This window comes from Paenibacillus sp. BC26, from assembly GCF_900116125.1.
In the GTDB taxonomy this organism is placed as follows: Bacteria; Bacillota; Bacilli; order Paenibacillales; family Paenibacillaceae; genus Paenibacillus_Z; species Paenibacillus_Z lignilyticus.
The window spans coordinates 1,217,662-1,244,255 of record NZ_FPAD01000001.1; the positions used below are offsets into that span (position 1 = coordinate 1,217,662).

Here is a 26,594-nt window from a genome sequence, read left to right on the forward strand (position 1 = left end):
AAACAATTTTCATATTTGCAGGGGTACATCAAGACTAACTGTGCTATACTAAATGATGAAAAAATGATTAGTGAAGGGCAGGTGAACGCGCATGCACATTATAGTCGTCGGTCTTAATTACCGCACAGCACCGGTTGAAGTCAGAGAAGGTTTTACATTCTCCGAACGAGATCTGCCTGAGGCACTTGAGCAGTTGAAGCAAACGAAGAGCATTATGGAAGGTGTCATTGTTGCGACCTGTAACCGCACTGAATTGTATGCTGTTGTTGACCGTCCGACGTTGTGCGGACATTATATACGCAGTTTCATGGAGAAATGGTTTAAAACGCCGAGACAGCAGTTTACCTCGGATTTATATATGTATGAGGATGAGAAGGCGATCGACCATCTGTTCCGTGTCACCTGTGGACTTGATTCCATGGTCATTGGCGAGACTCAGATTCTGGGTCAAGTCAAGAATGCGTTCCTTCTTGCTCAGCAGCAGAAGACTACAGGCACATTGTTTAATACGATCTTTAAACAAGCTGTAACGCTTGCGAAGAAGGCACATTCCGATACTGCAATCGGTGAAGCTGCGGTTTCGGTCAGCTATGCTGCAGTCGAGCTCGGCAAACGGATCTTCGGACAATTTAACGGCAAGACGGTGATGATCGTCGGTGCCGGCAAGATGAGTGAATTAACAGCTAAGCATCTGTACGCGAACGGTGTGGAACGAGTATTCGTCGTTAACCGTACCTATGACCGTGCCGTGCAGCTGGCGGATAAGTTCAACGGAACTCCGCTGTCGATGGCAGATGCGATTTCTCGTTTGCATGAAGCGGATATCGTTATCAGCTCTACGGGCTCAGACGGGTATGTACTGGGCCGCGAACAGGTTGCGGCTGCGATGCAGAAACGTAAATCCCGTCCCCTCTTTATGATTGATATTGCGGTACCGCGTGATCTTGATCCTGCTATTGCATCGGTTAAGAACGTGTTCCTATACGATATCGATGATCTGGAAGGCATCGTGGAGAGCAACATGGAGCAGCGCCGTACAGAGGCTGCTAAGATTGAAACGATGATTTCAGCTGAGCTCGATGTGTACCGCGGTTGGTACAAAACATTAGGCGTTGCACCGCTGATTCGTGCGCTTCAGGATAAAGCGACGGACATTCATGCGGAAACGATGGACAGCTTGGCGAACAAGCTCCCGGACTTAAGCGATCGCGAGCTTAAGGTCATTCATAAGCTGACGAAGAGCATCGTGAACCAAATGATGCATGATCCGATTCTGCGAATTAAAGAAATGGCAGGAGAGAAGCATGCCGACGAGGCTATGGATATGTTCGTGAAACTATTCGCCTTGGAAGACACGCTGGAACAAACAAAGAACAACGCAGAGCAGCGTAATCCGGCTGGGACTAAAGAAGTCGCTCCAAGCGGAGATACAATGCCGGTACTCAAAAGTACAATTGCGGCAATTACAACCTAACATCCCGGAGATAAGCAGCGGGATTTAGGTTATCAGATAACTTGTTCAAAGTTTGCGGAGGCCATCTATGGTTACACAAAATTGGTTTTATGATGGAATGCTGTATATCTATGCCCTGAGCCTTCTGTTTTACTTCTCCGATTTCGTTGATCGAAATCGGCAAGCGAAACAAGTGGGAACAGGGCTGCTTATTTTCGTCTGGGTACTGCAAACAGGCTTCATCGTACATCGCATCATCTCGCATCTGGACATGACTAACATCTCATTGTTTGAATATTTGCTCGTTTTTTCTTGGCTGCTTATCACGGTTTCACTTGTGATGAGCCGTTTTTTTAGGATGGAGTTTATCGTCTTCTTCGTAAATGTTATCGGGTTCGCAGTTTTGACCGTCAATTTGTTCGGCATTGGCTCAGGCGCTTCTCTAGCGAGATGGGAATTGGCGCAGAACATGCTGGTCGTTCATATCATTCTGATGATTTTGGCCTATGCCGCGCTGACGATCAGCGGGATATTCTCAGGGATGTATATGTTTCTCTTCGCTCGTCTCAAAGGCAAGCAATGGACGAAGAGTATGCAGAGGATGCCGAGTTTGGATGTGGCGGATCGCTTCATGTTCAGAGCCGCTCTGATCGGCACGCCGCTGCTGACGTTATCGCTGGCTGTGGCGGTCACATCTATTCTTATAGAAGGACGCTATGAACTATTGCTTGATTTAAAGGTGATTTCATCTTTTATAGCTTTGGCCATCTACATCTGGAATTTGCTAGGGCACCGCTGGTTTGACGGTTCAGGCTGGAAGTTCGCCAGGCTTAATTTGATCAGCTACGGCGTCATGCTGCTCAATGTATTGATGAATCAAGCCTCGAATTTTCACGGCTGGTCTTAAGGGGCGCCAAGGAGTTGGTTGCATTCATGAAAACCTATTATCCCATGATGGTGAAGCTTCAAGGGAAACGCTGTATTGTAGTTGGAGGCGGCTCTGTTGCGGAGCGTAAAGTGCAAGGACTGCTGGATGGGGGAGCCGATCAGGTAGAGGTTATTGCGCCCGCTGCTTCTTCCGCTCTTCAAGAGCTGGCCCTTGCAGGGTCTATCGAGCTTGTGCAAAGGGAATACAGGGAAGGGGATCTTCAAGGAGCGATGCTTGTTGTTGCTGCGACGAATAATCGTCACGTAAATAAAGAGCTTGCAGCCTTGGGAGAGCGGCTTGGTATTTTCGTAAATGTTGCTGATCTGGGCGAAGAAGGCAGCTTCGTTACGCCTTCGATCGTGCGACGCGGTGAGCTGCTCCTAGCGGTTACGACAGGGGGAGCAAGCCCGGCATTGGCAGCAATCTTGAAGCGGCGGCTAGCGAAGCAATTTGACGAAAGCTTCGAAGATTCCGTCGAAGGGCTTCGATTACTGCGAGCACGAGTGCTGTCGAGCAGCTTGAATCCGGAGCTTAGAACCTCCTTATTGCGAATGGCTGCAGAAGAGGTTGCTTCGCAAGCCGAACGAAATGAAGTACGATTTACCTATACAGAAAGTCAGATCGATGAATGGATGAGCAGGCTGCTGCAAGCGGCTGAGAGGAGCAAATAAACATGTCCCACAGAAACGAACAACCCCGAGTCATTGTAGTCGGAACCCGTCAGAGCGCACTTGCTTTGACGCAAACCGGTCAAGTTATAGATCAGCTTCAAGCACTAAGCGAGCAGCATGGGCTGCCGTATACGTTTGAGATTCGCAAAATCGTGACTAAAGGCGATCGTATACTGGATGTAACGTTATCCAAGGTCGGCGGGAAAGGTCTGTTTGTGAAAGAGATCGAGCAGGCGCTGTTCGATAAAGAGATTGATTTAGCGGTACATAGTATGAAGGATATGCCGTACGAGCTTCCTGACGGTTTGATGAATGGCGCGACTCCTAAGCGGGTAGACCCAAGGGACTGTATTATTACGGCGGACGGTTTAACGTTCTCCGACCTGCCTAAAGGGGCTAAGGTCGGAACAAGCAGTCTGCGTCGTTCCAGCCAGCTGAAGAATGCGAGACCGGATCTGCAGATCGAATCCATTCGGGGCAATATCGATTCCAGAATCAAGAAGCTGGAGAGCGAAGGGTTCGATGCCATTGTGCTGGCAGCAGCCGGACTGCATCGCATGAGCTGGGAATCGAAAATTTCTTCCTATCTGCCCGAAGATCTATGCGTGCCTGCGGTTGGTCAAGGTGCACTTGGCATCGAATGCCGAACAGAGGATGCGCAAGTACGTCACTTGCTGTCACTCCTGAACGATCCGCTTACCGCACTAACCGTATCCGCTGAACGCAGCTTCCTCGGAGCACTCAATGGCGGCTGTCAGATTCCGATTGGGGCACATGCTACGATCGTGGAGACAGCTGAGAATGGTGAAACTTGTCTGCTCGAGCTGACGGGTATTGTCGGTTCGCCGGATGGCGGTATTTTACTCAAAGAAACGTTGCGCGGACAAGATCCGATTGCATTGGGGTTGCAAACTGCAGAAGCACTGAAGGCAAGAGGAGCAGATCGTATTTTAGCAGAAGTAAGGGGATGAACGTTTTGCTGAAGGGGAAGAGCAAAGGGAAAGTCTACTTGGTTGGAGCCGGACCCGGCGATCCAAAGCTGATTACGCTGCGAGGACAAGAATGCATCAGCAAATGTGATGTCGTTGTTTATGATCGACTAGCCAGTCCAAGACTGCTCCGGTATTTAAAGCCGGGAGCAGAGAAAGTGTACGTGGGAAAGCTACCGGACCGGCACACCATGAAGCAAGAGGACATTAATCAGCTGCTTGTGGATTTGGCGCTGGAGGGCAAGATCGTGACCCGTCTGAAAGGCGGCGATCCGACGATCTTCGGCCGTGTCGGCGAAGAGGCTGAATTGCTGTACCATAATGACATCGAGTTCGAAATCGTACCGGGCATCACCTCTGCCATTGCAGTACCTGCTTATGCGGGAATCCCTGTGACACATCGAGATTTGGCATCATCGTTATCGATTATTACCGGGCATGAGAGTCCGGACAAGCTTGATCAATCCATTCACTGGGATAAGGTTACCCTTGCTACGGGTACGCTTGTTTTCTTAATGGGTGTTGCTAAGATCGGCTATATAGCAGAGCAGCTTATCAAGCATGGTAAGCCTGCTCAGACGCCTGTAGCTCTCATTCGCTGGGGGACAAGGGTTGAACAACGAACGATTACAGGCACGCTGGAAACGATCGAGGAGATCGTGAAAGCGGCCAACTTCCAGCCGCCGGCAGTCATTGTCGTCGGTGACGTAGTCAAACAGCGCGAGAAACTGAAGTGGTATGAACTAAAGCCGCTGTTCGGAACACGAGTGCTGATTACTAGAGCCAGAGCGCAAAGCAGCGATTTGGCTGAGCGTATTGAAGAGCTTGGCGGGGAGCCATGCGAGTTCCCTGTAATTGAGACCCGTGAGCCTACGGATGCAGCATCCGTGGATACGGTTAACAGCGCGTTGAATGAAGCAGAGAACTACGACTGGATTATGTTTACGAGCGTCAATGGTGTAGACTATTTCTTCAACTGGCTGCACAAGCTGCGTATTGATATCAGACGGTTCCATAAGGCGCGTATCGCCGCAGTTGGGCCGAAAACAGCCGAAGCGCTGGAGAAGCGCGGATTGTTCGTCGATGTGCTGCCGGTAAGGTTCCAAGCTGATGATTTGCTTGATAGCTTGTCCGAGTACTTAGTCGAAGGTCAGCGTGTGCTTCTGCCAAGAGGTGATCTCGCTCGCGAAGTTCTTCCGCGAGAGCTGAAGGCGAAGGGTCTGACTCCTGTAGAAATCGATGTGTACGAAACGATTCTGGCAGACAACCAGGATGAGGAGACGCTTGAACTGCTTCAGAAACGAAGCGTTCATGTCATTACGTTTGCCAGCTCCTCTACCGTTACCAATTTATTCGAAGTATTGCGCCGCATGGGGGTAGATGATCCTCTTGAGCTGCTGCAAGGGATCGAGATCGCTTGTATCGGCCCGATTACGGCGAAGACGGCTGAAGAAGCCGGTCTGAAGGTTACGATACAGCCGGAGGATGCAACCATTGACGGACTTATTGATGCCATAGCCCAATCACGGCTCGTGCATCGCAACTAAGAAGGAGGCTTTCTAATTATGGCATTTCCGATTACGAGAAACCGCAGACTTCGTTCATCAGGCGCGCTGCGCTCGCTGGTGCGCGAGACGCATTTGTCCGTAGACGATTTTATATATCCGTTATTTGTTACACACGGTACCGGGGTGAAGGAAGAAATTTCTTCGATGCCGGGCGTTTATCATCTTTCCCTTGACCTGCTGCAGCAAGAAGTAGCGGCAGTAGTTGATTCAGGCGTAAAGGCTGTGCTGCTCTTCGGCGTGCCGGATTCGAAAGACGCAGTCGGTTCTTCGGCGTACGATCCGAACGGGATCGTTCAACAAGCAACAAGAGCGATCAAAGAATGGGCGCCGCAGCTTCTGGTTGTTGCAGATACATGCTTATGCCAATTTACGGACCATGGCCATTGCGGCATGATCCATCATGATGCCCGCACGGGAAATGCTTTTATCGATAATGATTCATCGCTCGAGCTGCTGGTTAAAACAGCCGTTTCGCAAGCGCAAGCCGGCGCAGATATTATCGCGCCATCCAATATGATGGACGGATTTGTCGGAGCGATCCGCGAAGGTTTGGATGCGGCAGGCTACGATATGGTGCCGATCATGTCCTACTCGGTCAAATATGCTTCGGCTTTCTACGGCCCGTTCCGTGAAGCCGCACATTCCACGCCGCAATTCGGCGACCGCAAGACGTACCAGATGGACCCGGCAAATGCGCGCGAAGCGCTGCGTGAGGCGGAGGCGGACATTATGGAAGGGGCAGACTTCCTCATGGTGAAGCCTGCGCTTGCTTATATGGATGTCATTCGGATGCTGAAAGAGCATTTTGACCTGCCGGTTGCAGCTTACAACGTGAGTGCCGAATACTCCATGGTAAAAGCAGCTGCGGCAAACGGGTGGATCGATGAGCGTGCAGTTGTCCTGGAGACGTTAACGGGGATGAAGCGCGCAGGGGCCGACTTGATCATTACGTATCATGCTTTGGATGCAGCCCGCTGGCTGAGAGGCGAAGCCTAACAAACGGCCGGCCATAAAAAAAAGCCCGGACGGGTTTAACCGTTCAGGCGGGCCAAGTCGAGCTTATATGCATTTAGACTAAACGTTAATATATGGCGATCTTCGAGGTCCCTCAACACTTGGGAGAGTTCCTGCTTGGCTACACCGGCCATCTGAGCGAGTTCATCGTAGTTGAGGGGCATCTTAATCGTAATGATGTTCCCGGTTCTTGAGCCGTGTCGATTAGCCAGCAGAATGACATTCTTAAGCACTCGCGTACGTGAATCGACGAAAGTGAGGTCGTAGACATGCTGATTGGTATCACGCAGTCTGCGGCATAGCTGAGCCATAATGTGGCGCGTGATCTCGAATTGCTCGCGAAGCAGCCCATGGAAGTCGTTGCCGGAGATAACCAGCAGCGTCGAGTCTTCCAGCGTTTGAGCGGATGCTGAGCGCGGACGGCCGTCGAGCAGCGACAGCTCGCCGAAGCTTTCGCCGGACTGGAGAAGCGATAATACTTTCTCGTCGCCGGAAGTGCTGCGGGTATAAATCTTAATGGAGCCTTTAAGCAGAATATAAATGGCTGCGCCGAAGTCTTTCTCTTGAAAGAGCACTGTGCCGGCTGTGAACCATTGCTTGCGAGCAATCGACATTATACGCTGAAGCTGTTCGACGTTTAAATTTTCAAAGAGCTGTACTTTCTTAAGCAATTCAAGCACGTATGATCAGCCTCTCCCTCTCCATTGCACGACAGTTTCAACCTGATAATCTCCTAGCAGTTTACCATACCAAAGTCACAATTTAACAGGCAGGTGCGAGAAATGAGCGAAAAGAATCCGAAAAGAACGGACGAACGTTCCAAAGAAGCTTTTGCACGCGCGAAAAAAGTAATTCCGGGCGGCGTGAACTCTCCGGTTCGTGCATTTAAATCCGTCGGTTTAAACCCGATCTATATGGACCGCGGCGAAGGCTACAAAGTCTACGATATCGACGGTAACAGCTATATCGATTACGTGGCGTCCTGGGGTCCGCTAATTATGGGCCATGCCCATCCGGAAGTGATCGAAGCGATTAAGAAAACAGCGGAGAAAGGCACCAGCTTCGGCGCCCCAACTGAGATTGAGACGCTAATGGCCGAGCTGGTCTGCGAACGCGTCCCATCCGTAGAGATTGTACGTATGGTGAATTCCGGCACGGAAGCGACCATGAGCGCGCTTCGCCTGGCTCGCGGTTATACGAAACGCAGCAAAATTTTAAAATTCGAAGGCTCTTATCACGGCCATGCCGACAGCTTGCTTATTAAAGCAGGTTCAGGCGTAGCGACACTTGGGCTGCCGGACAGCCCGGGCGTACCGGAAAGCGTAGCTTCCCATACGATTACGGTGCCTTACAATGACCTTGCTTCGGTGAAGCTGGCATTCGAAAGCTTCGGCGAACAAATCGCTTGTATCATCGTTGAGCCGGTTGCCGGCAATATGGGCGTTGTTCCGCCGCTTCCCGGCTTCCTGCAAGGGCTGCGCGAGGTGACGGAGCAATACGGCAGCCTGTTGATCTTTGACGAGGTGATGACCGGCTTCCGCGTTCACATGAACTGTGCACAAGGTCTGTATGGCGTAACGCCGGATCTCACTTGCCTCGGCAAAGTAATCGGCGGCGGTTTGCCGGTTGGCGCATACGGCGGTAAGCGCGAAATTATGGAGATGATGGCGCCAAGCGGCCCGATCTATCAAGCAGGCACGCTCTCGGGCAATCCGCTTGCGATGGCAGCCGGCTATACAACGCTTAGCCTGCTGACACCGGAAACCTATGAGCGCATGGAGCGGATGGCGGTTCGATTGCAGCGCGGTTTCGAAGCCAATGCGGCGAAGCACGGTATTCCGAGCACGATTAACCGCGTCGGATCGATGGTTTGCCCGTTCTTTACAGAGCAGCATGTCATCAACTACGATACGGCGAAAACTTCCGATCTCGAGCGCTTCAAGGTTTATTTTGCAGCCATGTTAGATCTCGGTATCAGCATTGCCCCCTCCCAGTTCGAAGGCATGTTTGTCTCCGGCATTCATGATGAAGCAGCCATTGATGCGACCATTGCGGCGCATGACGAGGCGTTTCGTCGCTTGTAAGAAAGCGTATTGTAGGAGCTGAACCATAATGGGACATTCGATGAACTATGAACGCAGCGGAGAGTGGCTGAAGCTGTCGGCGGAAACGCTGGCCAGCTTCGCCGGTTCCGCCGCTGTTCCAGTAATAGAGGCCGGGAGCCATCCGCATCATGTGCGGCAGTGGCTGCTGGCCCTTGGTTTATTTCCGGAGAAATGGCTGAACCGGCTGTTCTCGGTAGGCGGCATTCAGATGGAGGGGAGCAGCATTCTGCTGCGCACCTTTATTGCTGCGGATGCAAGCAGTGATGCTATCTTTCGTTCGCTCTCGCAAGGAGATGCCGATTCTGGTGCGTCGCTGAAAGCCGGCCTTCTTTACTACGATGATTGGTGCCTTGTGATGGACAAACCTGCCGGTATGCCGGTACATCCTTCTGTTCCCGGTCAGCGAGGAACGCTTGACGAGGAAGCGGCGCGTGCAGGGCTGCTTCGCGGAGATGGTTTGCCTGCCAAGCATATTCATCGGCTTGACGACGATACGGCCGGACCGGTTCTCTACGCACGAAATGAATTGGCGCAGCTGCGGCTGGACGAGGCGATGCGAGAGAAAGGCATCGGCAGGCAGTATGTTGCTCTGGTGCAAGGGGCATTGAAACGGAGCCGCGGCACGATCAACGAGCCGATTGGCAAAGACCGTCACTCTAATGGCCGTCGAAGAGTTTCGCCGCATGGCGATCACGCGATTACGCATTATGAAACGATTGCGGTCTACAAACGCGCTTCCCTTGTCCGAGTCTGGCTCGAGACCGGGCGAACGCATCAAATTCGCGTACATATGAGCCATTTGGGTCACCCGCTTGTCGGGGATGCCCTCTATGGCGGCTCGGACAGCAAGCTTCGCCATCAGGCTCTCCGAGGCGAGCAGCTTACATTTCGACACCCATGGACGAATGAGGAGACGATATTGTCCGCATCCGAGCCGGATTGGTTTACGGAGGTCCGCGAACGGTACGCTTCTCTGGGAAAATCGTAGTCATGCCTACCCACCCCTTGCCATATAGATAAATAGGGAAGAAAGCTGTAACCAAGCTTCTTGACAAGGGGAAAGGAGGACGACAAGCGTGCCCAGTCCGTCTAGTGGTTTGCGATTTGACATTTATGAACGTGTACATTTACCCGAAGAGGTAGCGGCGATCGACGAGCTTGATGAGATCGAGCTTGTGCCGCGAATCGGGATTGTTCAGCAAGACGAGCAGGTTTTATTAAAAGGCCATTTGCTCCTTACAGGCGTTTATCGCGCACAGGATGAGCCTTTAGCCGAACAATCTCTGGAGCATTGGATTCCTGTCGAAATTACGCTGCCTTTGAATCGTATTCATCGATTGGATGACATTTCCGTTGAGATCGATAACTTTGACGTGGATTTGCTTTCCACCCGAACGCTCAACATTACGGGGGTTCTATCCTTATTAGGTATCGAGATCGAGCAATCAGAGCCCGCAGAATCTTGGCAGCGCGAAGAACCCATAACAGTCGTTCATTCCAGGGAGGCCGATGAAGCGCCGCAGCTCACTCAATATGATTACGAGCAGCGGCGGTTAGCGGCGGAATATGAACGGCAAGCGGTAGAAGAAGCCGCTTTGCGCGAGGCAGCCGAGAATGAGGCGATCGCGGCACGAGCGTCGGCTTGGGCGAGGGAACAGGAGAGACAGGAAGCACTGAATCGTGAATCGCAGGCTGCCTTGTTTCAAGTTCCAATCGCAGAACCGACTGTTTATGAACCGAGCCAGATCGCGGTCAATGCGAGTGCATCCGAACAGCAGGAGGCGGTCATCGTTCCGGCTGCTGCTGAGCGGGAACAACCGCTGGTTCGCCCTCAAGCACAGGCCGCCGCGGTGACTGCAGATGTGCAGCAGTACGGCGATGTTTCCGCTTCGGAGGCAGAATCCGCCCGCAAGCAGATGCGCGTCGCGCTCGCGAGCAAGCAAGCCGAGGATGAAGCCGATCAGCAATCTGCCGGCGGCGTCGGGTTCAGAGCGCTGCTGCAATCGAGCCGCAGGGAGCAGGAAGCCAGAGCCGCCGCCGAACAGGTCGCGGAAGCGAAAGCCGCGGAAGCCCGCAAATCGAGCGGCGACGAGATTGAGTGGAAGAACCTGTTCTACGGCAGAGCAGGCGATGAACAATCGTTCCGGAAGCTGCGCATCTGCATCGTGCAGCGCGAAGAGACGCTAGACGTCATAGCCGGGCGCTACCAGCTGCAGGCCCGCGAGATCGCGCTATACAACCGACTCTCAGATCAAAGCGTCAGTGAAGGACAGGTGCTCTATATTCCATAGTCCGGCATGCATAATTTCGATGGCTCGCTATACTTAATGACCAGCCCTTTTGGGAATGACCTCAACCGGTCCCTGAAGGGGCTTTTTGCCAGTTGTGGAAAGCTTGAATTAGGCCGCTATCCTGCTGGGATTGACGTATGCAAATAATAACGTGTATGATAGAAAAAATAGGGTAATACTTTATTATAATGAACGTTGATGGGGAAGATTGGCAGGAATGCCTTCAGAGAGCAGAACCGCTGCGCTGAGAGGTTCTGTAGGATATGAACTGCGATTTGTCGCCCCGGAGTTGCTGGATGAACGAAGCGTCTTTCTTCGTAAGTACCGGCCGGCTGCAGCCGTTATCTGTTTAAAGTTGTCGAGCCGATTGCGTCATGCACGGTTCGGAACAAAGGTGGTACCGCGGAAGCTAAACCTTTCGTCCTTTGAATTAAGGGCGAGAGGTTTATTTTTTTTCGTTAATTATGCGTATTTGAAATCTTAAATGGATTAGAAATACAGTGGAGGTAGGATAAGCTGATGACACAAAAACAAGCAACGACTGAAATGCCGACAACGTACGATCCGAAGACGGCAGAAGCGAAATGGTATCCATATTGGATGGAAGGCAAGTTTTTCGAAGCGGGCAAACGCCCTTCGGCAGAGCCGTATACAATCGTGATTCCGCCGCCAAACGTAACCGGCATGCTGCATATCGGGCATGCGCTCGATTTTACGCTGCAGGATATTCTGATTCGTACGAAGCGGATGCAGGGTTATGACGCACTGTGGCTGCCGGGCAGTGACCATGCAGGTATCGCTACGCAAACAAAGGTAGAGCAGAAGCTGCGCGAGGAAGGCCAGTCCCGTTATGACCTTGGCCGTGAGAGGTTTCTGGAGAAGGTATGGGATTGGAAGGCGCTGTACAACGAAACCATTCGCGAGCAATGGGCCAAAATGGGCTTCTCGCTCGATTATTCGCGCGAGCGTTTCACGCTGGACGAAGGTTTGTCGCAGGCGGTACGTGAAGTATTCGTTCGCCTCTATGAGAAGGGCCTTATTTACCGCGGCAAGAAAATCATTAACTGGGATCCGGCCGCCCGCACGGCGTTATCGGATATCGAGGTTGAACATAAAGAGGTTAACGGTCACCTGTACCACCTGCAATACCCGCTGAAGAACGGTTCCGGGTTCATTACGGTAGCTACGACGCGTCCTGAAACGATGCTTGGCGATACGGCGGTTGCGGTACATCCGGAGGATGAGCGCTATAAGCACCTAATCGGCGAAATGCTCGTACTGCCGTTTATCGGCAGAGAAATTCCAATCATCGCAGATGAGTATGTAGAGAAAGAGTTCGGTTCCGGCGCGGTTAAGATTACACCGGCTCACGACCCGAATGACTTTGAAGTCGGCCTGCGTCACGACCTGCCGCAAATCGTCGTGATGGATGAGAGCGGTACGATGAATGCCGAAGCAGGTCCATACAACGGCATGGATCGTGCGGATTGCCGCAAGAAAATCGTAGCTGATATGCAAGAGAGCGGCGTTTGCATCAAAATCGAAGATCACGTTCATCAAGTCGGTCACAGCGAGCGCAGCGGCGCCGTGGTTGAGCCGTACTTGTCGACACAATGGTTCGTTGATATGAAGCCGCTCGCGGAAGCTGCAATTAATGCGCAGCAATCCGGTAAAGGCGTAAACTTCGTTCCGGATCGTTTCGAGAAAATCTACCTGCAATGGATCGAGAACGTACGCGATTGGTGTATTTCCCGTCAGCTGTGGTGGGGACACCGCATCCCGGCTTGGTACTGCGATTCTTGCGGCGCTATGCATGTTGCCCGTGAAGATCAAAGCGCATGCTCCGCTTGCGGAAACGAATCGCTTCGTCAAGATGAAGACGTGCTCGACACTTGGTTCAGCTCAGCGCTGTGGCCGTTCTCGACACTGGGCTGGCCGGAGCAAACCAATGATCTGAAACGTTTCTACCCGACAGACGTACTGGTAACCGGCTATGACATTATCTATTTCTGGGTTGCTCGTATGATCTTCACCGCCCTTGAATTTACGGACGAAATTCCGTTCAAAGACGTATTGATGCACGGTCTCGTTCGCGACGAGAACGGCAAGAAGATGTCGAAGTCGCTCGGCAATGGCGTTGATCCGCTTGATGTGATTGAGAAATACGGCGCGGATGCGATGCGTTATATGATTTCGACCAGCAGCACGCCTGGACAGGATTTGCGTTTCCGCTGGGAACGTGTAGAGCAAGCGCGTAACTTCGCGAACAAGATCTGGAATGCATCCCGTTTTGCGCTGATGAACCTAGAAGGCGTAACGGCTGCGGATATTGATATTAACGTGAAGCTCGGCACGGCCGACCGCTGGATTCTGCACCGCCTGAATGCTGCGGTTGCTGACGTTACCCGTTTGATTGACAGCTATGATTTCGGCGAAACCGGCCGCGTTCTGTATAACTTCATTTGGGATGATCTCTGCGACTGGTACATCGAGTTCGCGAAGCTCAACCTGAATGGGCAAGATGCGCATGCCAAACGCGCGACGCAATCGGTGCTGGCCTACGTGCTTGATCGCACGCAGCGCCTGATTCACCCGTTCATGCCGTTTATCAGCGAAGAAATATGGCAACACTTGCCGCATGAAGGCGAGACCATTACACTCGCAGAGTGGCCGGTCTATGACAAAGCGCTTGAAGCACCTGAGGCAGTTGCCGAGATGGAGCTTCTAATGGATATGATTCGCGCGGTTCGGAATATCCGTGCCGAGGTTAATGTCCCTATGAGCAAGAAGGTCGAGCTTCAAATCAAACCGTCCAGCGAGAGCGAAGCAGCCATTCTGGCACGCAACGAAGAATTCATTATCCGTTTCTGCGGTACGTCGAAGCTTACCATCAGCTTGGATCTGGCTGCGCCGGATAAAGCGATGACGGCGATTGTAACCGGAGCCCAAATGTATTTGCCGCTGGCAGGCTTAATTGATATCGAGCAAGAGATTGCTCGTCTTGAGAAAGAAATTGCTCACCTGACGAGCGAAGTGGAGCGGGTAGAGAAGAAGCTTGGCAATGAAGGCTTCGTTGCGAAAGCTCCTGCGAAGGTAATTGAGGAAGAGCGCGCCAAGATGGCTGATTATGCGGAAAAACGTGATATGGTGAAAGCGCGGATTGCCGAGCTTAAAGGTTAATCCTGACCGCGGGAAGAAGGAAGAGAATCATGACAGAACAACAGCTAACTACGGAGTCGGATGCGGCGGCGTCGCTTACCAGTTATGAAGAAGCAAGAGATTGGATCGAAGGACTCGTCGCCTTCGGCATCCGTCCGGGCATGGAACGAATTGAGAAGCTGATGGAGCTTACGGGTCATCCGGAGCGCCGGCTTAAATTTATTCATGTCGCCGGTACGAACGGCAAAGGGTCAGTATGTGCCTATCTAACAAGTGTCCTGCTTCGCTGCGGGTATGATGTGGGGACGTTTACGTCCCCTTATATCACGAAATTCACAAACCGCTTCCAATACAATGGAGCGGATATTCCGGAAGAAACGCTGCTGCTGCTCGCCAACAGGTTGAAACCGTTGGTAGAAGAGATCGCGGCGACGGAACTCGGTTCTCCTTCGATGTTCGAGGTATCGACTGCGCTTGCTATTTTGTATTACGGCACAGTTGCCTACCCGGACTTTGTCGTGTGGGAGACCGGACTTGGCGGTCGTTTGGACGTGACGAACATCGTGACTCCGCTCGTTTCGGTCATTACGAATGTCGGCCATGACCATATGGATATTCTCGGCGATACGATTGAGGCGGTGACAAGAGAGAAAGCCGGCATTATTAAAGCCGGTGTTCCGGTCGTCAGTGCCGTCAGTCAGCCGGAAGCGGCCGCGATCATTACAGAGACGGCACAAACTAAGAATAGCTCGCTTTATATGCTCGGAGGGAATTTTCATATTCAGCCGCTGCATGTGGAGGAGAATGAACAAACCTTCCGTTTCGAAGGCCTGTTCCGTTCGATAGAGCCGCTCACGATTACTCTTAACGGTGTACATCAGCAGTCGAATGCCGCTGTGGCGGTCATGACGCTTGAAGTTATGAGGCAATACTATGCGCTTATTCTCGAAGACGAGGATTTAAGAGAAGGGCTTCGTGCGGCTGCTTGGCCCGGTCGTCTTGAAATGATCGCAACTTCGCCGCGTCTTCTGATCGACGGCGCACATAATCCGGAAGGCGCGCAAATGCTGGCGGCATCGCTGAGCGGCACGTACAAGTACGACAAACTTCATCTCATGATGGGGATGCTCGCGAACAAGAATCATCGTGACACATTGCGGCATATACTACCTCTAGTGGATACGCTTGTCGTGACCGAGCCGGATTTTCGCAAAGCATTGCCGGCGCAAGAGCTGGCAGCGCTTGTTCAGGAAATTCGGGAGGAGACAATCGGCCGTTCTTTCGAGCTCATCATCGAACCGAATTGGAAGCTTGCACTGGAGCGGCTGCAGTCGCTCTCGAATGCGGATGATTTGGCAGTCGTAACCGGAACGCTCTATTTGATTGCCGACGTCCGCTCCCAATTGCTCTATAATAAGGATTCTGAAAAAGGTTGGTGAACCGTCTTTGAATACGGCAGAACACGTACATTTCATCGGAATTGGCGGTTACGGCATGAGCGCAATCGCGCGCGTTATGCTGGAGATGGGCTTTAAAGTGACCGGCTCTGATGTTGCTCGGCAAGAACTTACGGAGAAGCTTGCGGCTAAAGGCGCACGCATTTACATCGGTCATGAGCCGGAGCATGTCAAAGGAGCGGATCTGGTCGTTTATTCGACGGCGCTGTCTCGGGACAATGTGGAACGCAGAGCGGCAGAAGAGCTGAACATTCCTATTTTGCACCGCGCTCAAATGCTTGCAAGATTGATGAATAACGGCAAAGGCGTCGCAGTTGCGGGAGCGCACGGTAAAACGACGACTTCCTCTATGATCGCGCTGGTCATGGAAAACTGCAAACTCGACCCCACGTATATCATCGGCGGCGAAATCGTCAACGTCGGCACGAATGCAAAGGCAGGCAAAGGCGAATATGTCGTAGCGGAAGCAGATGAGAGCGACGGGTCATTCTTGCAGTACCATCCCACAATCGCAATCGTAACGAACATTGAACCGGATCATCTCGAAAACTATGACGGTGATTTCAATAAATTGAAAGCGGCTTACGTGCAGTTTCTAAGCCAAGTGAAGGATGGCGGCAGCGCGATTGTGTGCTCGGACGACACGAACATGCAAGCGATGCTCCCTGAGCTGATTGCAGGCCCGCTCGGCAGTGAAGGCGTGCTGACCTACGGTATCGACCATGAGGCGATCTACCGTGCGCAGAACATCTCGCTTGGCGATCGCAAAGCGTCCTTCGATATGACGCGCCATGGGCAGCTGCTCGGTCGAATCGAGCTGTCTGTTCCGGGGCGTCATAACGTGTACAATGCGATGGCTACCGTTATCACTTGTCTGGAAGCTGGTGTTTCGTTCGAGGCCATCGCGGCAGCGATCGTCGATTTCCGCGGAGCCAAGCGCAGATTCCAGGTGCTCGGGGAAGTAAATGATATTCTGGTCATTGACGACTACGCGCATCATCCGACGGAGATCGAGGCTACAATCAGCGCAGCCAAGTCGACGGGCAAACGGATTATCGCGGTTTTTCAACCGCAGCGTTACACGAGAACCTTCTTCCTGCTGGATCAGTTCAGCCGTGCTTTCACGGAAGCGGATGAGGTGCTCATCACGGATATTTATTCTCCGGCAGGCGAACAGCAGATCGAAGGGGTAAACTCGAAGAAACTCGTGGAGCTTATCATTAAGAACAGTAATGCCAACACAACCTACTATCCTACGAAGGATGAGGTACTGGCCGTTCTGACCGATCAAGTGCAGCCGGGCGATCTCGTAATTACGATGGGTGCAGGCGATATTTGGAAGGTAGCGGATTCGCTTGCGAAGACGCTGCGGGCCAGAGCGTAGCAGCATGATGTAGGTATCGGCGTGAATGCCGGTATTGTAGAACCCCCACTCTCCATTTGAGAGTGGGGGTTCTCTTTGGTTTTTAGAGTTTTATCTACCCACTCTCAAACGAAGGCGATGTCGTGACTATCTCAGGCAGTGATTTCTTTGTCTATGCATCATGAACAAAACTGTAACGGTTGTCAGCACGGCTATTTCATGCAAATAAGCTTTTTTGAAGTTTTAACGGTTGTGTCAGACGTTATTTGAAGCATAATGGTCAGTTCCCAGTGAAACACGTTAAATAAGCTCGCTAGCAACCGTTAGAAAATAACAAGGATAAATTTATGCCAAATAACCACTGGCACAACCGTTAGAGCTGGAATGCCGCTAAGCAGAGGGGGCTTTTGACGAAAGTGCTGATTTGCGGAGCGGATGCGGGCTGTTACTGCCGTGAGACGATCTCGTAAGGAACAAAATAAAGCCGCCCCAAAAGCCGATTAGTGCACTTTAGAGACAGCCTCTGCAGATATCTATTTATGGTTAATCGACGACCGCCCCTCCTACTCTTCAGCATTCTCATCTTTCGCTTGCAGCTTCTTTAAATATTCGTCTAATTGATCAAATCTCTCTTCCCATGTCCGGCGGAAGGTGCTTAACCAATCGTCGAGCTCCCGGAGAGGTTGCGTCCCGAGCTTATAGATACGCTTGTTGGCGACGGGGTGAACCTCGACGAGACCGGCATCCAGAAGGACGCGCAAATGTTTAGACACTTGCGGCTGATGAAGGCTAAGCCGTTCCGCAATTTCACCAACCGTAAGCGGGCCGTCCCGCAAGAGCTCGACGATACGTAACCGATTAGGCTCGGCAAGAGCGCTCATTGTGGCATTCATAAACTGAATATACCTTAGAAGGAATATACCGGTCAAGGAATGCAGACGGTCCGACCTCGCAGCGCATAGAGAGGGGGTCATATTCCTCTTAACTTTTTCATAGACTGTTACTAGAGTATGTGGACAAGGAGAGAATGCGATGAGTGCTAAAGGACGCATTACGTACCGTTTCGATACGCAGAGCGGTGCTCGGGTAGAGCAGAAACCGGAACAGAAGCAAGAACAGAGGAATTCCGCGAATGTCATCCCTTTCTTTCAAGAGGAAATGAAATTCACGTCCGAAATAGGATCATGGAACAGCCCTTTTCAAAATGATGCCCATGCCTTGGAGCAGCTCATTCGTGAAGCGGACGGACAGAAAGCTGACGGTCCGAAAACGCGCAAACCGAGCTCGAACGAGTCGGCACGGACGAAGAAGCATGACGATCCATTATACGATGCCGCGCAAGAGCAGCTGCCACCGCATATGGAACAGGCGGAAACGATTCTGCTGGGCGATGAATATGAGGAACCGCGTAAACGGATCCAAGCGAACCCAAATGTGATTGATATGTATCCGATTCTCGACGAGGAAATGGAAGAGCGCGAACGAAGACGGAGCGAGCTGCAAATGCAAGCCCGCACCTCGTTCGGCTCTTATATGAGCGGATCGAATCAACGGCCATCCAAAGGGCCTTCATGGTTTAAGGTGTTTGCTTCGGTAACCGGAGCGATTGCGACAGGCGCGTTATTCGGGTACTTTGTGTTGGCGTTGTTTACGGGTAACGGCTCGTTTGGATCGGATAGCTCCGTGAATCAGCCGGGGGCTTCCGTTAGCGGCTCTATAACAGATGGGGCAGAATCAACTGACGGTCCAAGCGGTAGCGCCGCTGCAAACGATAAGGTCAACGAACCATCTCCCGCAGGAGCGACTAACAGCAACAGTACGGTCGATAACGGAAGCGGAAGCGGCTCTTCGGCAGCTCAATCGATGATTAAAGTAAACATTCCGGAGAGCTCCTATTATATGCTTCAGTACGGCGTATTCAGCAATCAAGAAGGTTTGAATGCCGCGGTCGATGAGCTTGCCGCCAAAGGGCTGGCAGCCGCGCCACTTACAACCCAAGAGGACTATCGGGTCTATGTAGGTATGTCGCCGGATCGGGATGAAGCACAGATGCTTGGACATTTGCTGACGAACATGGAGGTATATGTCAAGCAAATCGATCTTCCCGCGGTGACCAGCATTGCATTCAAAGGTGACGCTGCCGCGGTGGAAGATTTCTTCGAGCAAACGAACGGACTGATCGCAAGCTTGAATCGCCTCACGGTAGAGCGGCTGAGCGGCACGACGAACGATGCGGGAGACTGGAAAGAGCTGCACCAGCAGTGGATTACTTCGGCTAATGCGCTTGCAGCGGGTTTAACCGATAAAGTGAACAAGTCGTCGCTGCAGAAATTAACCCAATTGATTAACACGGCGGCTGTGGCTGCTGATGAATATACGAAGAAACCATCCGACGCTTACCTATGGTCGATGCAGGCTTCTCTCATGAAAGCCGTGTTCGCGGAGAAAGCCTGGTTTGAATCGATGGATGCATTGTAAAGCGTTCCCGTGGCGCGTATAATAAAGTATACGTGTCAAAATATGGCGAGGGACGTTGGAAGATGAAGAAAAACTTCTGGGTTTTGCTGCTTTTCATACTGATCGGGCTGCTCACGGGCGCACTTGTTTCCCGCTGGTTGTCTCAGGTGCCGGGACTGGCTTTCCTAACCAAAACGTCACCTGTCGTATGGTCGCCGGCTGCGGATTTACTCGTTCTGAGCTACTCGTTTACGCTGCGGATTGAGATTAGTCTCTTAAGCATTATCGGACTGATCGCAGCAATATGGATCTACCGCAAGCTATAGGGAACCGACACAACGCGTTAAGGAGCGCTGCATCCATGATTGTACCCCCTACAAGTTCATCGAACGTTCGCCGGCTTGTGCTGGCTTCATCATCTCCTCGCCGGCGGGAATTGGTCGCAGCTCTTGACCTTTCCTTGCCGGTTCTCATTTTGTCAAGCGATACCGATGAAAGTACCCCAACAGATTGGCTGCCGGCCCAAATCGTCGAGCAGCTTGGCCTGCGTAAAGCACGAGCGTCAGCGGAGATGCTGCAAGACGACGATGCCTCCCATTCGCTCGTAATCGGTGCGGATACAATCGTCGTACTCGATGGACGAGTGCTCGGCAAACCGGTGGACGAACAGGATGCGATCCGTATGCTGACCGAACTGCAGGGCCGGGAGCATGAAGTATATACAGGAATTGCTCTGGTTGATACCTCTTCAGGAAGAGAGCTGGTTCATCATCGCATGACGCGGGTAATGATGAAATCTATGCATAATGATCAAATCAAACGTTATGTCGCTTCCGGCGAGCCAATGGACAAGGCCGGCAGTTATGGCATACAGGGACTTGGCGCAACACTTGTTGACCGCATCGATGGCTGCTATTTTAACGTGGTAGGACTTTCTCTATCTCTGCTGTCGGACATGCTGGCTGAATTTCATATCGAGGTTATTTGACCGATCAGTTCGCGGGAAGGCAGGGAACAGAGATGGAATCGCAACGAGAACCCTACGTACTGAAGGATATTCCGACCACCGATCGGCCAAGAGAGCGGATGATGGCCGTTGGGGCGGAAGCATTAAGCCATGCCGAGCTGCTCGCGATCTTAATTCGTACCGGCACCAAGCGGGAATCCGCATTGCTGCTCGCATCCCGTATACTCGGTCAATGCGGCAGCCTGCACGGACTTGTCGATATGAGCGTGGCCGAGATGACCAAGATTCGCGGCATCGGTCCGGCGAAAGCCGTTCAGCTGCGAGCCGGCATCGAGCTTGGCCGCCGCATTGCCAGAAGCCAGCAGGGAGAGCTGCCGACAATTCGAAAGCCTGCGGATGCGGCGAACCTCCTAATGGAGGAGCTTCGCTATTTGAAACAGGAACATTTCGTCTGTTTGTTTTTAAATACGAAGAATCAGGTTATTTTAAAAGAAACGTTGTCGATCGGAACACTGAATGCGACACTGGTGCATCCGCGGGAAGTATTTCGGGCCGCGATTAAATGCAGCAGTGCCTCTCTCATTTGCGTACATAACCATCCAAGCGGCGATCCCACGCCGAGCTCGGAAGACATAGCGCTGACACAGCGTCTCATAGAAGCCGGAGAGCTTGTCGGAATTGATGTACTCGATCATTTGGTAATAGGTGACAATCGCTTTATAAGTTTGAAGGAGCAAGGCCATATGTAATATAATAAGAAGTATTGTCTTAAGGAAGAAAGGAAGATTAAACATGTTTGGTGGATTCACAAAAGATTTAGGTATTGACCTTGGTACAGCGAATACGCTGGTATATGTGAAAGGCAAAGGCATTGTGGTAAGAGAGCCTTCCGTAGTCGCGATACGTACGGATTCGAAAACTATCGAAGCTGTAGGTGAGCATGCCAAGAAGATGATTGGCCGTACACCCGGCAACATTCGCGCGATTCGTCCGATGAAGGACGGCGTTATCGCAGACTTCGAAACAACGTCAACGATGATTAAATATTTTATCCGTCAAGCACAGAAGCAGCGTTCTCTGTTTCCTCGCCATCCGAACGTAATGGTATGCGTACCTTCCGGTATTACAGCGGTAGAACAGCGTGCGGTTAAAGATGCGACGGTTCAAGCAGGCGCGCGTGAAGCCTTCACCATTGAAGAACCGTTTGCGGCAGCGATCGGCGCTGATCTTCCGGTATGGGAGCCGACAGGCAGCATGGTTGTCGATATCGGCGGCGGTACGACGGAAGTAGCCGTTATTTCGCTTGGCGGCATCGTAACGAGCCGTTCGATCCGTATCGCAGGCGACGAGATGGACGAGGCGATTATGCAGTACATCAAACGGATGTACAACCTTATGATCGGTGAGCGTACAGCCGAGCAGCTGAAGATGGAGATCGGCTCCGCACTGTCCCTGGACCGTCAGGAAACGATCGAAATTCGCGGCCGTGACCTCGTGTCCGGACTACCGAAAACATTGCCGATCTCTTCGGAGGAAATTTGCGAAGCGCTGTCCGATACGGTTAATGCAATTGTAGATGCAGTTAAGGTTACGCTTGAGAAATGTCCGCCGGAATTGTCTGCGGATATTATGGACCGCGGTATTGTCCTTACGGGCGGCGGCGCGCTGCTGAAGAACTTGGACAAGCTGCTTTCCCGCGAAACGGGCATGCCTGTTATAGTGGCAGAGAATCCGCTGGACTGTGTTGCGATCGGTACCGGCCGCGCACTGGACAATATTGAGCTGTTCAAGACACGTGGAGGCCCGGTTTCTCGTTCGAAGCGATAATATCCGGATAGCTTTCTAAGGGGAAACGGATGAGCGACTTTGTTTGGTTTGTACGAACCACAGAGTCGCCTGAGCATTGAGCGTGGAATGGGCGGGTGAAGAGAAGTTGTTTAATTGGATGCGTAATAAGCGGATGTTTGTATTGATGATCGTGTTTATCCTATTCGTGGCCGTCATGGGCTTCTCCATCGGTGACCGGAAGAAGCTGACATGGCCGGAAAACTTCTCGCTCGATTCCACGGCATTCTTGCAGGAATGGATGTATCGACCAGCCGGCTATGTGGCCGAGCTGTTCAAGGATTTATCCAACCTGCACGCCATCTACAAGGAGAACGAGGAGCTGCGCATTGCGGCCGCTGCTTATGCAAGGGACAGCATTAAGTATAATTTTGTAGAAGCCAAGAACAAAGAGCTGCAGGAAATGCTGAACTTTACGGAACGGCAGAAGCAGCTGTATAACTATAAGTATTTGATCGCGCAGGTTGTTGCCGTTGGCAACGATCCCTACTCGGAGACAATCCGCATCAATTTGGGCTCCAAGGACGGCATCAAGATAAACATGGTGGTCGTTACAGACAAAGGCCTCGTCGGCCTTGTCAATCGCGTAGATCCTTTCTTCTCATCGGTGATGCCGATTACGAAGTTAAGTGAAACTTCACCGGATACGAAGGCGATCGCCGCAACTGTGCTTGGCAAAGAGAAAGATTCCTTCGGGATCGTGGATAACTATCATTCCGACACAGGCAAGCTGTCCATGTCCAAAATTTCCGAGCATGATCCGCTCACTAAAGGCGATACCATCATTACTTCGGGACAGGGCAATGTATTCCCCCGGGGGATGGTTATCGGTACGGTCGATTCCAGCCAAGTCGGTGACTTCGGTTTAACGTACACGGCCACGATTACGCCGGCTGCGGATTTTGACCATTTAACGGAAGTGTTTGTCGTACAATTGCCCGAGACTGGAGAGAACGCAGAATGAGTATGCAGCGTATCGTTGCCGTCATTCTGCTGTTCTTCCTTGTCGAAGGTACATGGTTCTACTGGCTGCTGCCTGATAGTATGGTAGGACGGATCATCCCTCATTTCACATTAGCGTTTGTACTCTTTGCCGGATTATATCGCGGCAGACATACGGCGCTTATCCTTGGATTGGCGTTTGGACTTCTGCAGGATTTGGCCTTTTACGGCCGGATTCTCGGGGTTCACTCATTCTCTATGGGACTGGTCGGTTATATGACCGGTTTTCTTCTGGAGCGCAAAAGAAGCACCTTGCTGATGGCGCTGCTCATGATCTGCATGTCCACTCTTGCCTACGATACCATTGTATATTTCATCTATCGCGTGTTCCGGTTGACCGATCAGACGTTTGAATGGGCTGTATCTCATCACATCATTCCGAGCGTTTTTCTGCAAATTCTGTTTGCATTAGTGATTTATGTCCCGGCAAGGCGATGGTTTGAACGAACGGGCAGCAATGCCAAGTCGGAAGAGGAAGAAGAATAGCGAATGCCAGGCAGGAAAATACGCATCCGTGCAAGAATCGTATAGAGAAGGGGTGAAGACGAGCGTGGCCGAGAAGCAGCATATTACGATCAAAGGCGTCAAAGATGGTCTGATTTTCCTTCTTGACGACACATGTGATTTTTCCGCGTTGCTGGATGAGCTGCAATTCAAATTGGAAAAGTCGCACCAACAGCTGCTGACAGGTCCCATTGTTCACGTTCAAGTGAAGCTCGGCACCCGGCAAGTGAATGAGGAAGACAAGGAACGAATTCGAACGGCCATCCGGAATCAGGGCAATTTGCTTGTGCAGTCGATTGAAAGCGAAGCCCGCCCGGAGCCGAAGGTGGAAGACGGAAACAATTTAAAGGTATTGACGGGTATTATCCGTTCCGGCCAGACACTTGAGCATGACGGCAACTTGCTGCTTATGGGGGATTTGAACCCGGGCGGCTCGCTGCTGTGTACAGGTGATATTTATGTGCTCGGCGCTCTTCGGGGCTTGGCACATGCCGGCTACAAAGGGAAAGAAGATTCGATTATCGCGGCATCGCTGCTTCGGCCGACACAGCTTCGTATCAGCGAAGTCATCAGTCGACCGCCGGATGAGTGGATGACCGGTGATGCAACGATGGAGTTTGCGTATTTAAGCGAAGGCGTCATGAAAATCGACAAAATGACACAGCTGCAGCGGCTGCGAAAGCTGCCGGTCGTGTTTCGAGCCTAGCTAGCGCAGCAATAGCGGGAAATCATTTTGCAGCAGGTCTGTATAGCAGCAGTACCAATGGCTGGAGCGGGGAGAGTTGAGTCATGGGAGAAGCGATCGTAATCACATCGGGTAAAGGCGGCGTTGGCAAGACGACGACCTCAGCGAATATTGGAACGGCGCTTGCGTTATTGGGGAAAAAAGTTTGCATGGTCGACACCGACATCGGCCTGCGCAATTTAGATGTCGTCATGGGGCTGGAGAACCGGATTATTTATGACTTGATCGACGTAGCGGAAGGACGCTGCCGTCTGAATCAAGCGCTGGTGAAAGATAAACGGTTCGAGGAGCTCTATATGCTCCCGGCTGCCCAGACGAAAGATAAATCAGATGTGACTCCGGAACAAGTTCGGGATATGATTCTTGAGCTGAAGAAAGACTTCGATTATGTCATTATCGATTGCCCTGCGGGGATCGAGCAAGGCTTCCGCAATGCAGTGGCAGGTGCTGACCGTGCCATCGTCGTGACGACTCCGGAGAATGCGGCTGTTCGCGATGCGGACCGTGTTATTGGCTTGCTGGAGCAGATTCATGTGCCTGCAAGACTGGTCATCAATCGCATTCGCGCCAATATGGTGCGCAGCGGCGAGATGCTCGATATCGATGAAATCTGCCAAGTGCTGGCTATTGATTTGCTGGGGATCGTACCGGATGACGAGAAGGTGATTCGTTCGGCGAATGCAGGCGAGCCAACGGTGATGGATCCTTCCTCACGCGCTGCGATTGCTTACCGGAATATTTCGCGCCGTATGCTCGGCGATATGGTGCCGCTGATGCCGCTCGAGGAGAAATCGGGCGTCATTAAGCGGTTCCGCAAGTTTCTTGGAATAGGATGATTGCTAGGTGCTAAACAAACTGAAGAAGGTTGACCTTGGCATGCTGATCATTCTGCTGGCACTCATGGTAGTCAGTACGATGCTGGTACACAGCGCAACTTACGGGAATCCCGATTACGCCAATTACGACGTGAAAACGGTCATATTTTACGGATTGGGATTTTTCGTAGCGTTAGTAGCCACTTTGTTCGATTACCGCGTGTTTCTGAAAGCATGGATGTTTCTTTACGGCCTGGGGATTGTATTGCTGGTTGTCGTTTACTTCACGGCCGTTGAGATTAACGGTGCCAAGAGCTGGTTCGAGCTGCCCGGAGGGCTCCAGTTCCAGCCTGCCGAGATGGTCAAGATCATTCTGATCATCACGGTCGCTTACCTCATGGGCAGAAGGAACGGAGATGCACTGCGGGTCCGTCAGGATTTGCTGGTCATTGCGTTCTTCTCTTTTATCCCCTTCGCTTTGGTCATGATTCAACCGGATCTGGGTAATGCCATCATCTATCTGGTTATCGTCCTTGGCATGCTATGGATCGGGAATGTCAAATATACGCATGTTTTGCTTGGTCTGGGGATAACGGTAGGCTCGCTAATCCTATTCATGTTTCTGTTCAATGCGTATAACAAACAAATCCACGACTATTTGCAAGAACACCAGAAGACCCACTGGTACGAGCGTATTAACGGATTCATTAATCCCGAAACAGCCTCCGAGAAAGAAGTCTATCAAGCCCAGAAGGCGAAGATTGCGATCGGTTCCGGAGGATTAACGGGCGATGGTTATATGAAAGGCGAGTCGAAGAACCGCAAGTTTATTCCTTATCCGTATTCGGATGCGATCTTTGTCGTTATCGGTGAGGAATTCGGGTTTCAAGGAGCCGCCGTCGTGCTCATGCTCTACTTCTTGCTGATATACCGCATGATCATCATTGCATTCCAGTGTTATGACTTGAAGGGCTCTTTCATCGTAATTGGGATCGTCTCGATGTACGTCTTTCAAGTCTTCCAGAACATCGGCATGATGATCGGCCTTATGCCGATAACCGGCATTACGCTGCCATTCATCAGCTATGGCGGTACTTCATTGCTGCTCAATATGCTTTGTATCGGTCTTGTATTCAGCGTGAAGGCGCATCAAGAGAAATACGAAATGGCCACTTAGCCGCTCAAGCAACCAGCTTGGCGGCTTTTTGCCGTTTACCGGCGCGTCACAACATAACTAGTCCCACATGCTCATATATATTAG

Annotated in this window: 24 protein-coding genes; 22 read left to right on the forward strand and 2 right to left on the reverse strand. The window is 51.7% G+C overall.

The genetic code is table 11. The annotated features are described in order from the left end of the window. Positions 1–91 precede the first annotated feature (91 nt). From hemA to hemB, 6 genes are all read left to right on the forward strand, one after another. Positions 92–1,474 (forward strand): glutamyl-tRNA reductase, encoded by a 1,383-nt coding sequence (gene hemA, locus BM412_RS05060; RefSeq protein WP_091214751.1) that lies wholly within the window; start codon positions 92–94, stop codon positions 1,472–1,474. Positions 1,475–1,541: 67 nt separating this feature from the next. Then, a complete protein-coding gene (locus BM412_RS05065) occupies positions 1,542–2,360 on the forward strand; it encodes a cytochrome C assembly family protein (protein ID WP_091214754.1) in 819 nt (272 codons plus the stop codon). 26 nt (positions 2,361–2,386) lie between these two features. After that, positions 2,387–3,052: a precorrin-2 dehydrogenase/sirohydrochlorin ferrochelatase family protein gene (locus tag BM412_RS05070; RefSeq protein ID WP_091214756.1), complete on the forward strand. Its 666-nt coding sequence runs from the start codon at positions 2,387–2,389 to the stop codon at positions 3,050–3,052. Between the two features lie 2 nt (positions 3,053–3,054). Beyond that, positions 3,055–4,023 (forward strand): hydroxymethylbilane synthase, encoded by a 969-nt coding sequence (gene hemC, locus BM412_RS05075; protein WP_091214759.1) that lies wholly within the window; start codon positions 3,055–3,057, stop codon positions 4,021–4,023. After that, positions 4,020–5,588 (forward strand): uroporphyrinogen-III C-methyltransferase, encoded by a 1,569-nt coding sequence (gene cobA, locus BM412_RS05080; RefSeq protein WP_091214762.1) that lies wholly within the window; start codon positions 4,020–4,022, stop codon positions 5,586–5,588. The genes hemC and cobA overlap by 4 nt, the downstream gene beginning before the upstream one ends. 18 nt (positions 5,589–5,606) lie before the next feature. Further along, positions 5,607–6,605, forward strand: coding sequence for a porphobilinogen synthase (hemB, locus tag BM412_RS05085; protein WP_091214764.1), 999 nt, complete (start codon positions 5,607–5,609; stop codon positions 6,603–6,605). 35 nt (positions 6,606–6,640) lie between these two features. Here hemB and BM412_RS05090 read toward each other — a convergent pair whose 3' ends face one another. Next, complete coding sequence (locus BM412_RS05090; protein ID WP_091214766.1) at positions 6,641–7,303, reverse strand: Crp/Fnr family transcriptional regulator; 663 nt, start codon at positions 7,301–7,303, stop codon at positions 6,641–6,643. 102 nt (positions 7,304–7,405) lie between these two features. Between BM412_RS05090 and hemL the strand changes: the two genes are divergently transcribed. The 6 genes from hemL (at position 7,406) to murC (ending at position 17,019) form a co-directional block, all read left to right on the forward strand. Beyond that, on the forward strand, positions 7,406–8,707 hold the full coding sequence (hemL, locus tag BM412_RS05095) for a glutamate-1-semialdehyde 2,1-aminomutase (RefSeq protein WP_091214768.1): 1,302 nt from the start codon (positions 7,406–7,408) through the stop codon (positions 8,705–8,707). Positions 8,708–8,735: 28 nt separating this feature from the next. Beyond that, positions 8,736–9,716, forward strand: coding sequence for an RluA family pseudouridine synthase (locus BM412_RS05100; protein ID WP_091214770.1), 981 nt, complete (start codon positions 8,736–8,738; stop codon positions 9,714–9,716). Between the two features lie 88 nt (positions 9,717–9,804). After that, a complete protein-coding gene (locus BM412_RS05105; RefSeq protein WP_143111568.1) occupies positions 9,805–11,019 on the forward strand; it encodes a LysM peptidoglycan-binding domain-containing protein in 1,215 nt (404 codons plus the stop codon). A 519-nt stretch (positions 11,020–11,538) separates the two neighbouring features. Then, positions 11,539–14,199: a valine--tRNA ligase gene (locus tag BM412_RS05110; RefSeq protein ID WP_091214775.1), complete on the forward strand. Its 2,661-nt coding sequence runs from the start codon at positions 11,539–11,541 to the stop codon at positions 14,197–14,199. A 29-nt stretch (positions 14,200–14,228) separates the two neighbouring features. Continuing rightward, positions 14,229–15,617: a bifunctional folylpolyglutamate synthase/dihydrofolate synthase gene (locus tag BM412_RS05115; protein ID WP_091214778.1), complete on the forward strand. Its 1,389-nt coding sequence runs from the start codon at positions 14,229–14,231 to the stop codon at positions 15,615–15,617. A gap of 7 nt (positions 15,618–15,624) precedes the next feature. Further along, positions 15,625–17,019: a UDP-N-acetylmuramate--L-alanine ligase gene (gene murC, locus BM412_RS05120; protein WP_091214779.1), complete on the forward strand. Its 1,395-nt coding sequence runs from the start codon at positions 15,625–15,627 to the stop codon at positions 17,017–17,019. 542 nt (positions 17,020–17,561) lie between these two features. On the opposite strand, the gene BM412_RS05125 is transcribed toward murC, so the two are convergent. Further along, positions 17,562–17,891 (reverse strand): ArsR/SmtB family transcription factor, encoded by a 330-nt coding sequence (locus BM412_RS05125; RefSeq protein WP_091214782.1) that lies wholly within the window; start codon positions 17,889–17,891, stop codon positions 17,562–17,564. Positions 17,892–18,030: 139 nt separating this feature from the next. Here BM412_RS05125 and BM412_RS05130 point away from each other — a divergent pair, with 139 nt between their 5' ends. The 10 genes from BM412_RS05130 to BM412_RS05175 all read left to right on the forward strand — a co-directional run bounded on the left by BM412_RS05130 (position 18,031) and on the right by BM412_RS05175 (position 26,510). Continuing rightward, on the forward strand, positions 18,031–19,476 hold the full coding sequence (locus BM412_RS05130) for an SPOR domain-containing protein (RefSeq protein WP_091214784.1): 1,446 nt from the start codon (positions 18,031–18,033) through the stop codon (positions 19,474–19,476). A 32-nt stretch (positions 19,477–19,508) separates the two neighbouring features. Further along, positions 19,509–19,781 (forward strand): DUF4321 domain-containing protein, encoded by a 273-nt coding sequence (locus tag BM412_RS05135; protein WP_371264720.1) that lies wholly within the window; start codon positions 19,509–19,511, stop codon positions 19,779–19,781. Positions 19,782–19,816: 35 nt separating this feature from the next. Then, the gene (locus BM412_RS05140) at positions 19,817–20,443 is read left to right on the forward strand and encodes a Maf family protein (RefSeq protein WP_091214787.1); all 627 of its coding nucleotides are present in this window, start codon (positions 19,817–19,819) and stop codon (positions 20,441–20,443) included. A gap of 32 nt (positions 20,444–20,475) precedes the next feature. Continuing rightward, a complete protein-coding gene (gene radC / locus BM412_RS05145) occupies positions 20,476–21,171 on the forward strand; it encodes a RadC family protein (RefSeq protein ID WP_091214790.1) in 696 nt (231 codons plus the stop codon). A 43-nt stretch (positions 21,172–21,214) separates the two neighbouring features. Beyond that, a complete protein-coding gene (locus BM412_RS05150) occupies positions 21,215–22,249 on the forward strand; it encodes a rod shape-determining protein (RefSeq protein ID WP_091214793.1) in 1,035 nt (344 codons plus the stop codon). Between the two features lie 133 nt (positions 22,250–22,382). Further along, positions 22,383–23,231 (forward strand): rod shape-determining protein MreC, encoded by an 849-nt coding sequence (gene mreC, locus BM412_RS05155; RefSeq protein WP_256256123.1) that lies wholly within the window; start codon positions 22,383–22,385, stop codon positions 23,229–23,231. After that, positions 23,228–23,755 carry a rod shape-determining protein MreD gene (gene mreD, locus BM412_RS05160; protein WP_091214795.1) on the forward strand — a complete coding sequence of 176 codons (528 nt, stop codon included), beginning with the start codon at positions 23,228–23,230 and terminating at the stop codon, positions 23,753–23,755. Before mreC ends, mreD begins: the two co-directional genes overlap by 4 nt. A gap of 64 nt (positions 23,756–23,819) precedes the next feature. Then, a complete protein-coding gene (locus BM412_RS05165) occupies positions 23,820–24,479 on the forward strand; it encodes a septum site-determining protein MinC (RefSeq protein ID WP_256256349.1) in 660 nt (219 codons plus the stop codon). An 83-nt stretch (positions 24,480–24,562) separates the two neighbouring features. After that, complete coding sequence (gene minD / locus BM412_RS05170) at positions 24,563–25,354, forward strand: septum site-determining protein MinD (RefSeq protein WP_091214800.1); 792 nt, start codon at positions 24,563–24,565, stop codon at positions 25,352–25,354. Positions 25,355–25,361: 7 nt separating this feature from the next. Next, entirely contained in the window at positions 25,362–26,510 is a 1,149-nt protein-coding gene (locus BM412_RS05175; protein ID WP_091214803.1) for an FtsW/RodA/SpoVE family cell cycle protein, read from the forward strand. Positions 26,511–26,594 lie beyond the last annotated feature (84 nt).

Coding starts and splice junctions, on each gene's coding strand:
- hemA (WP_091214751.1), top strand. CDS start 92: ATGCACATTATAGTCGTCGGTCTTAATTACCGCACAGCACCGGTTGAA.
- BM412_RS05065 (WP_091214754.1), top strand. CDS start 1,542: ATGGTTACACAAAATTGGTTTTATGATGGAATGCTGTATATCTATGCC.
- BM412_RS05070 (WP_091214756.1), top strand. CDS start 2,387: ATGAAAACCTATTATCCCATGATGGTGAAGCTTCAAGGGAAACGCTGT.
- hemC (WP_091214759.1), top strand. CDS start 3,055: ATGTCCCACAGAAACGAACAACCCCGAGTCATTGTAGTCGGAACCCGT.
- cobA (WP_091214762.1), top strand. CDS start 4,020: ATGAACGTTTTGCTGAAGGGGAAGAGCAAAGGGAAAGTCTACTTGGTT.
- hemB (WP_091214764.1), top strand. CDS start 5,607: ATGGCATTTCCGATTACGAGAAACCGCAGACTTCGTTCATCAGGCGCG.
- hemL (WP_091214768.1), top strand. CDS start 7,406: ATGAGCGAAAAGAATCCGAAAAGAACGGACGAACGTTCCAAAGAAGCT.
- BM412_RS05100 (WP_091214770.1), top strand. CDS start 8,736: ATGGGACATTCGATGAACTATGAACGCAGCGGAGAGTGGCTGAAGCTG.
- BM412_RS05110 (WP_091214775.1), top strand. CDS start 11,539: ATGACACAAAAACAAGCAACGACTGAAATGCCGACAACGTACGATCCG.
- BM412_RS05115 (WP_091214778.1), top strand. CDS start 14,229: ATGACAGAACAACAGCTAACTACGGAGTCGGATGCGGCGGCGTCGCTT.
- BM412_RS05125 (WP_091214782.1), bottom strand. CDS start 17,891: ATGAATGCCACAATGAGCGCTCTTGCCGAGCCTAATCGGTTACGTATC.
- BM412_RS05130 (WP_091214784.1), top strand. CDS start 18,031: ATGAGTGCTAAAGGACGCATTACGTACCGTTTCGATACGCAGAGCGGT.
- BM412_RS05140 (WP_091214787.1), top strand. CDS start 19,817: ATGATTGTACCCCCTACAAGTTCATCGAACGTTCGCCGGCTTGTGCTG.
- radC (WP_091214790.1), top strand. CDS start 20,476: ATGGAATCGCAACGAGAACCCTACGTACTGAAGGATATTCCGACCACC.
- BM412_RS05150 (WP_091214793.1), top strand. CDS start 21,215: ATGTTTGGTGGATTCACAAAAGATTTAGGTATTGACCTTGGTACAGCG.
- mreC (WP_256256123.1), top strand. CDS start 22,383: ATGTTTGTATTGATGATCGTGTTTATCCTATTCGTGGCCGTCATGGGC.
- mreD (WP_091214795.1), top strand. CDS start 23,228: ATGAGTATGCAGCGTATCGTTGCCGTCATTCTGCTGTTCTTCCTTGTC.
- minD (WP_091214800.1), top strand. CDS start 24,563: ATGGGAGAAGCGATCGTAATCACATCGGGTAAAGGCGGCGTTGGCAAG.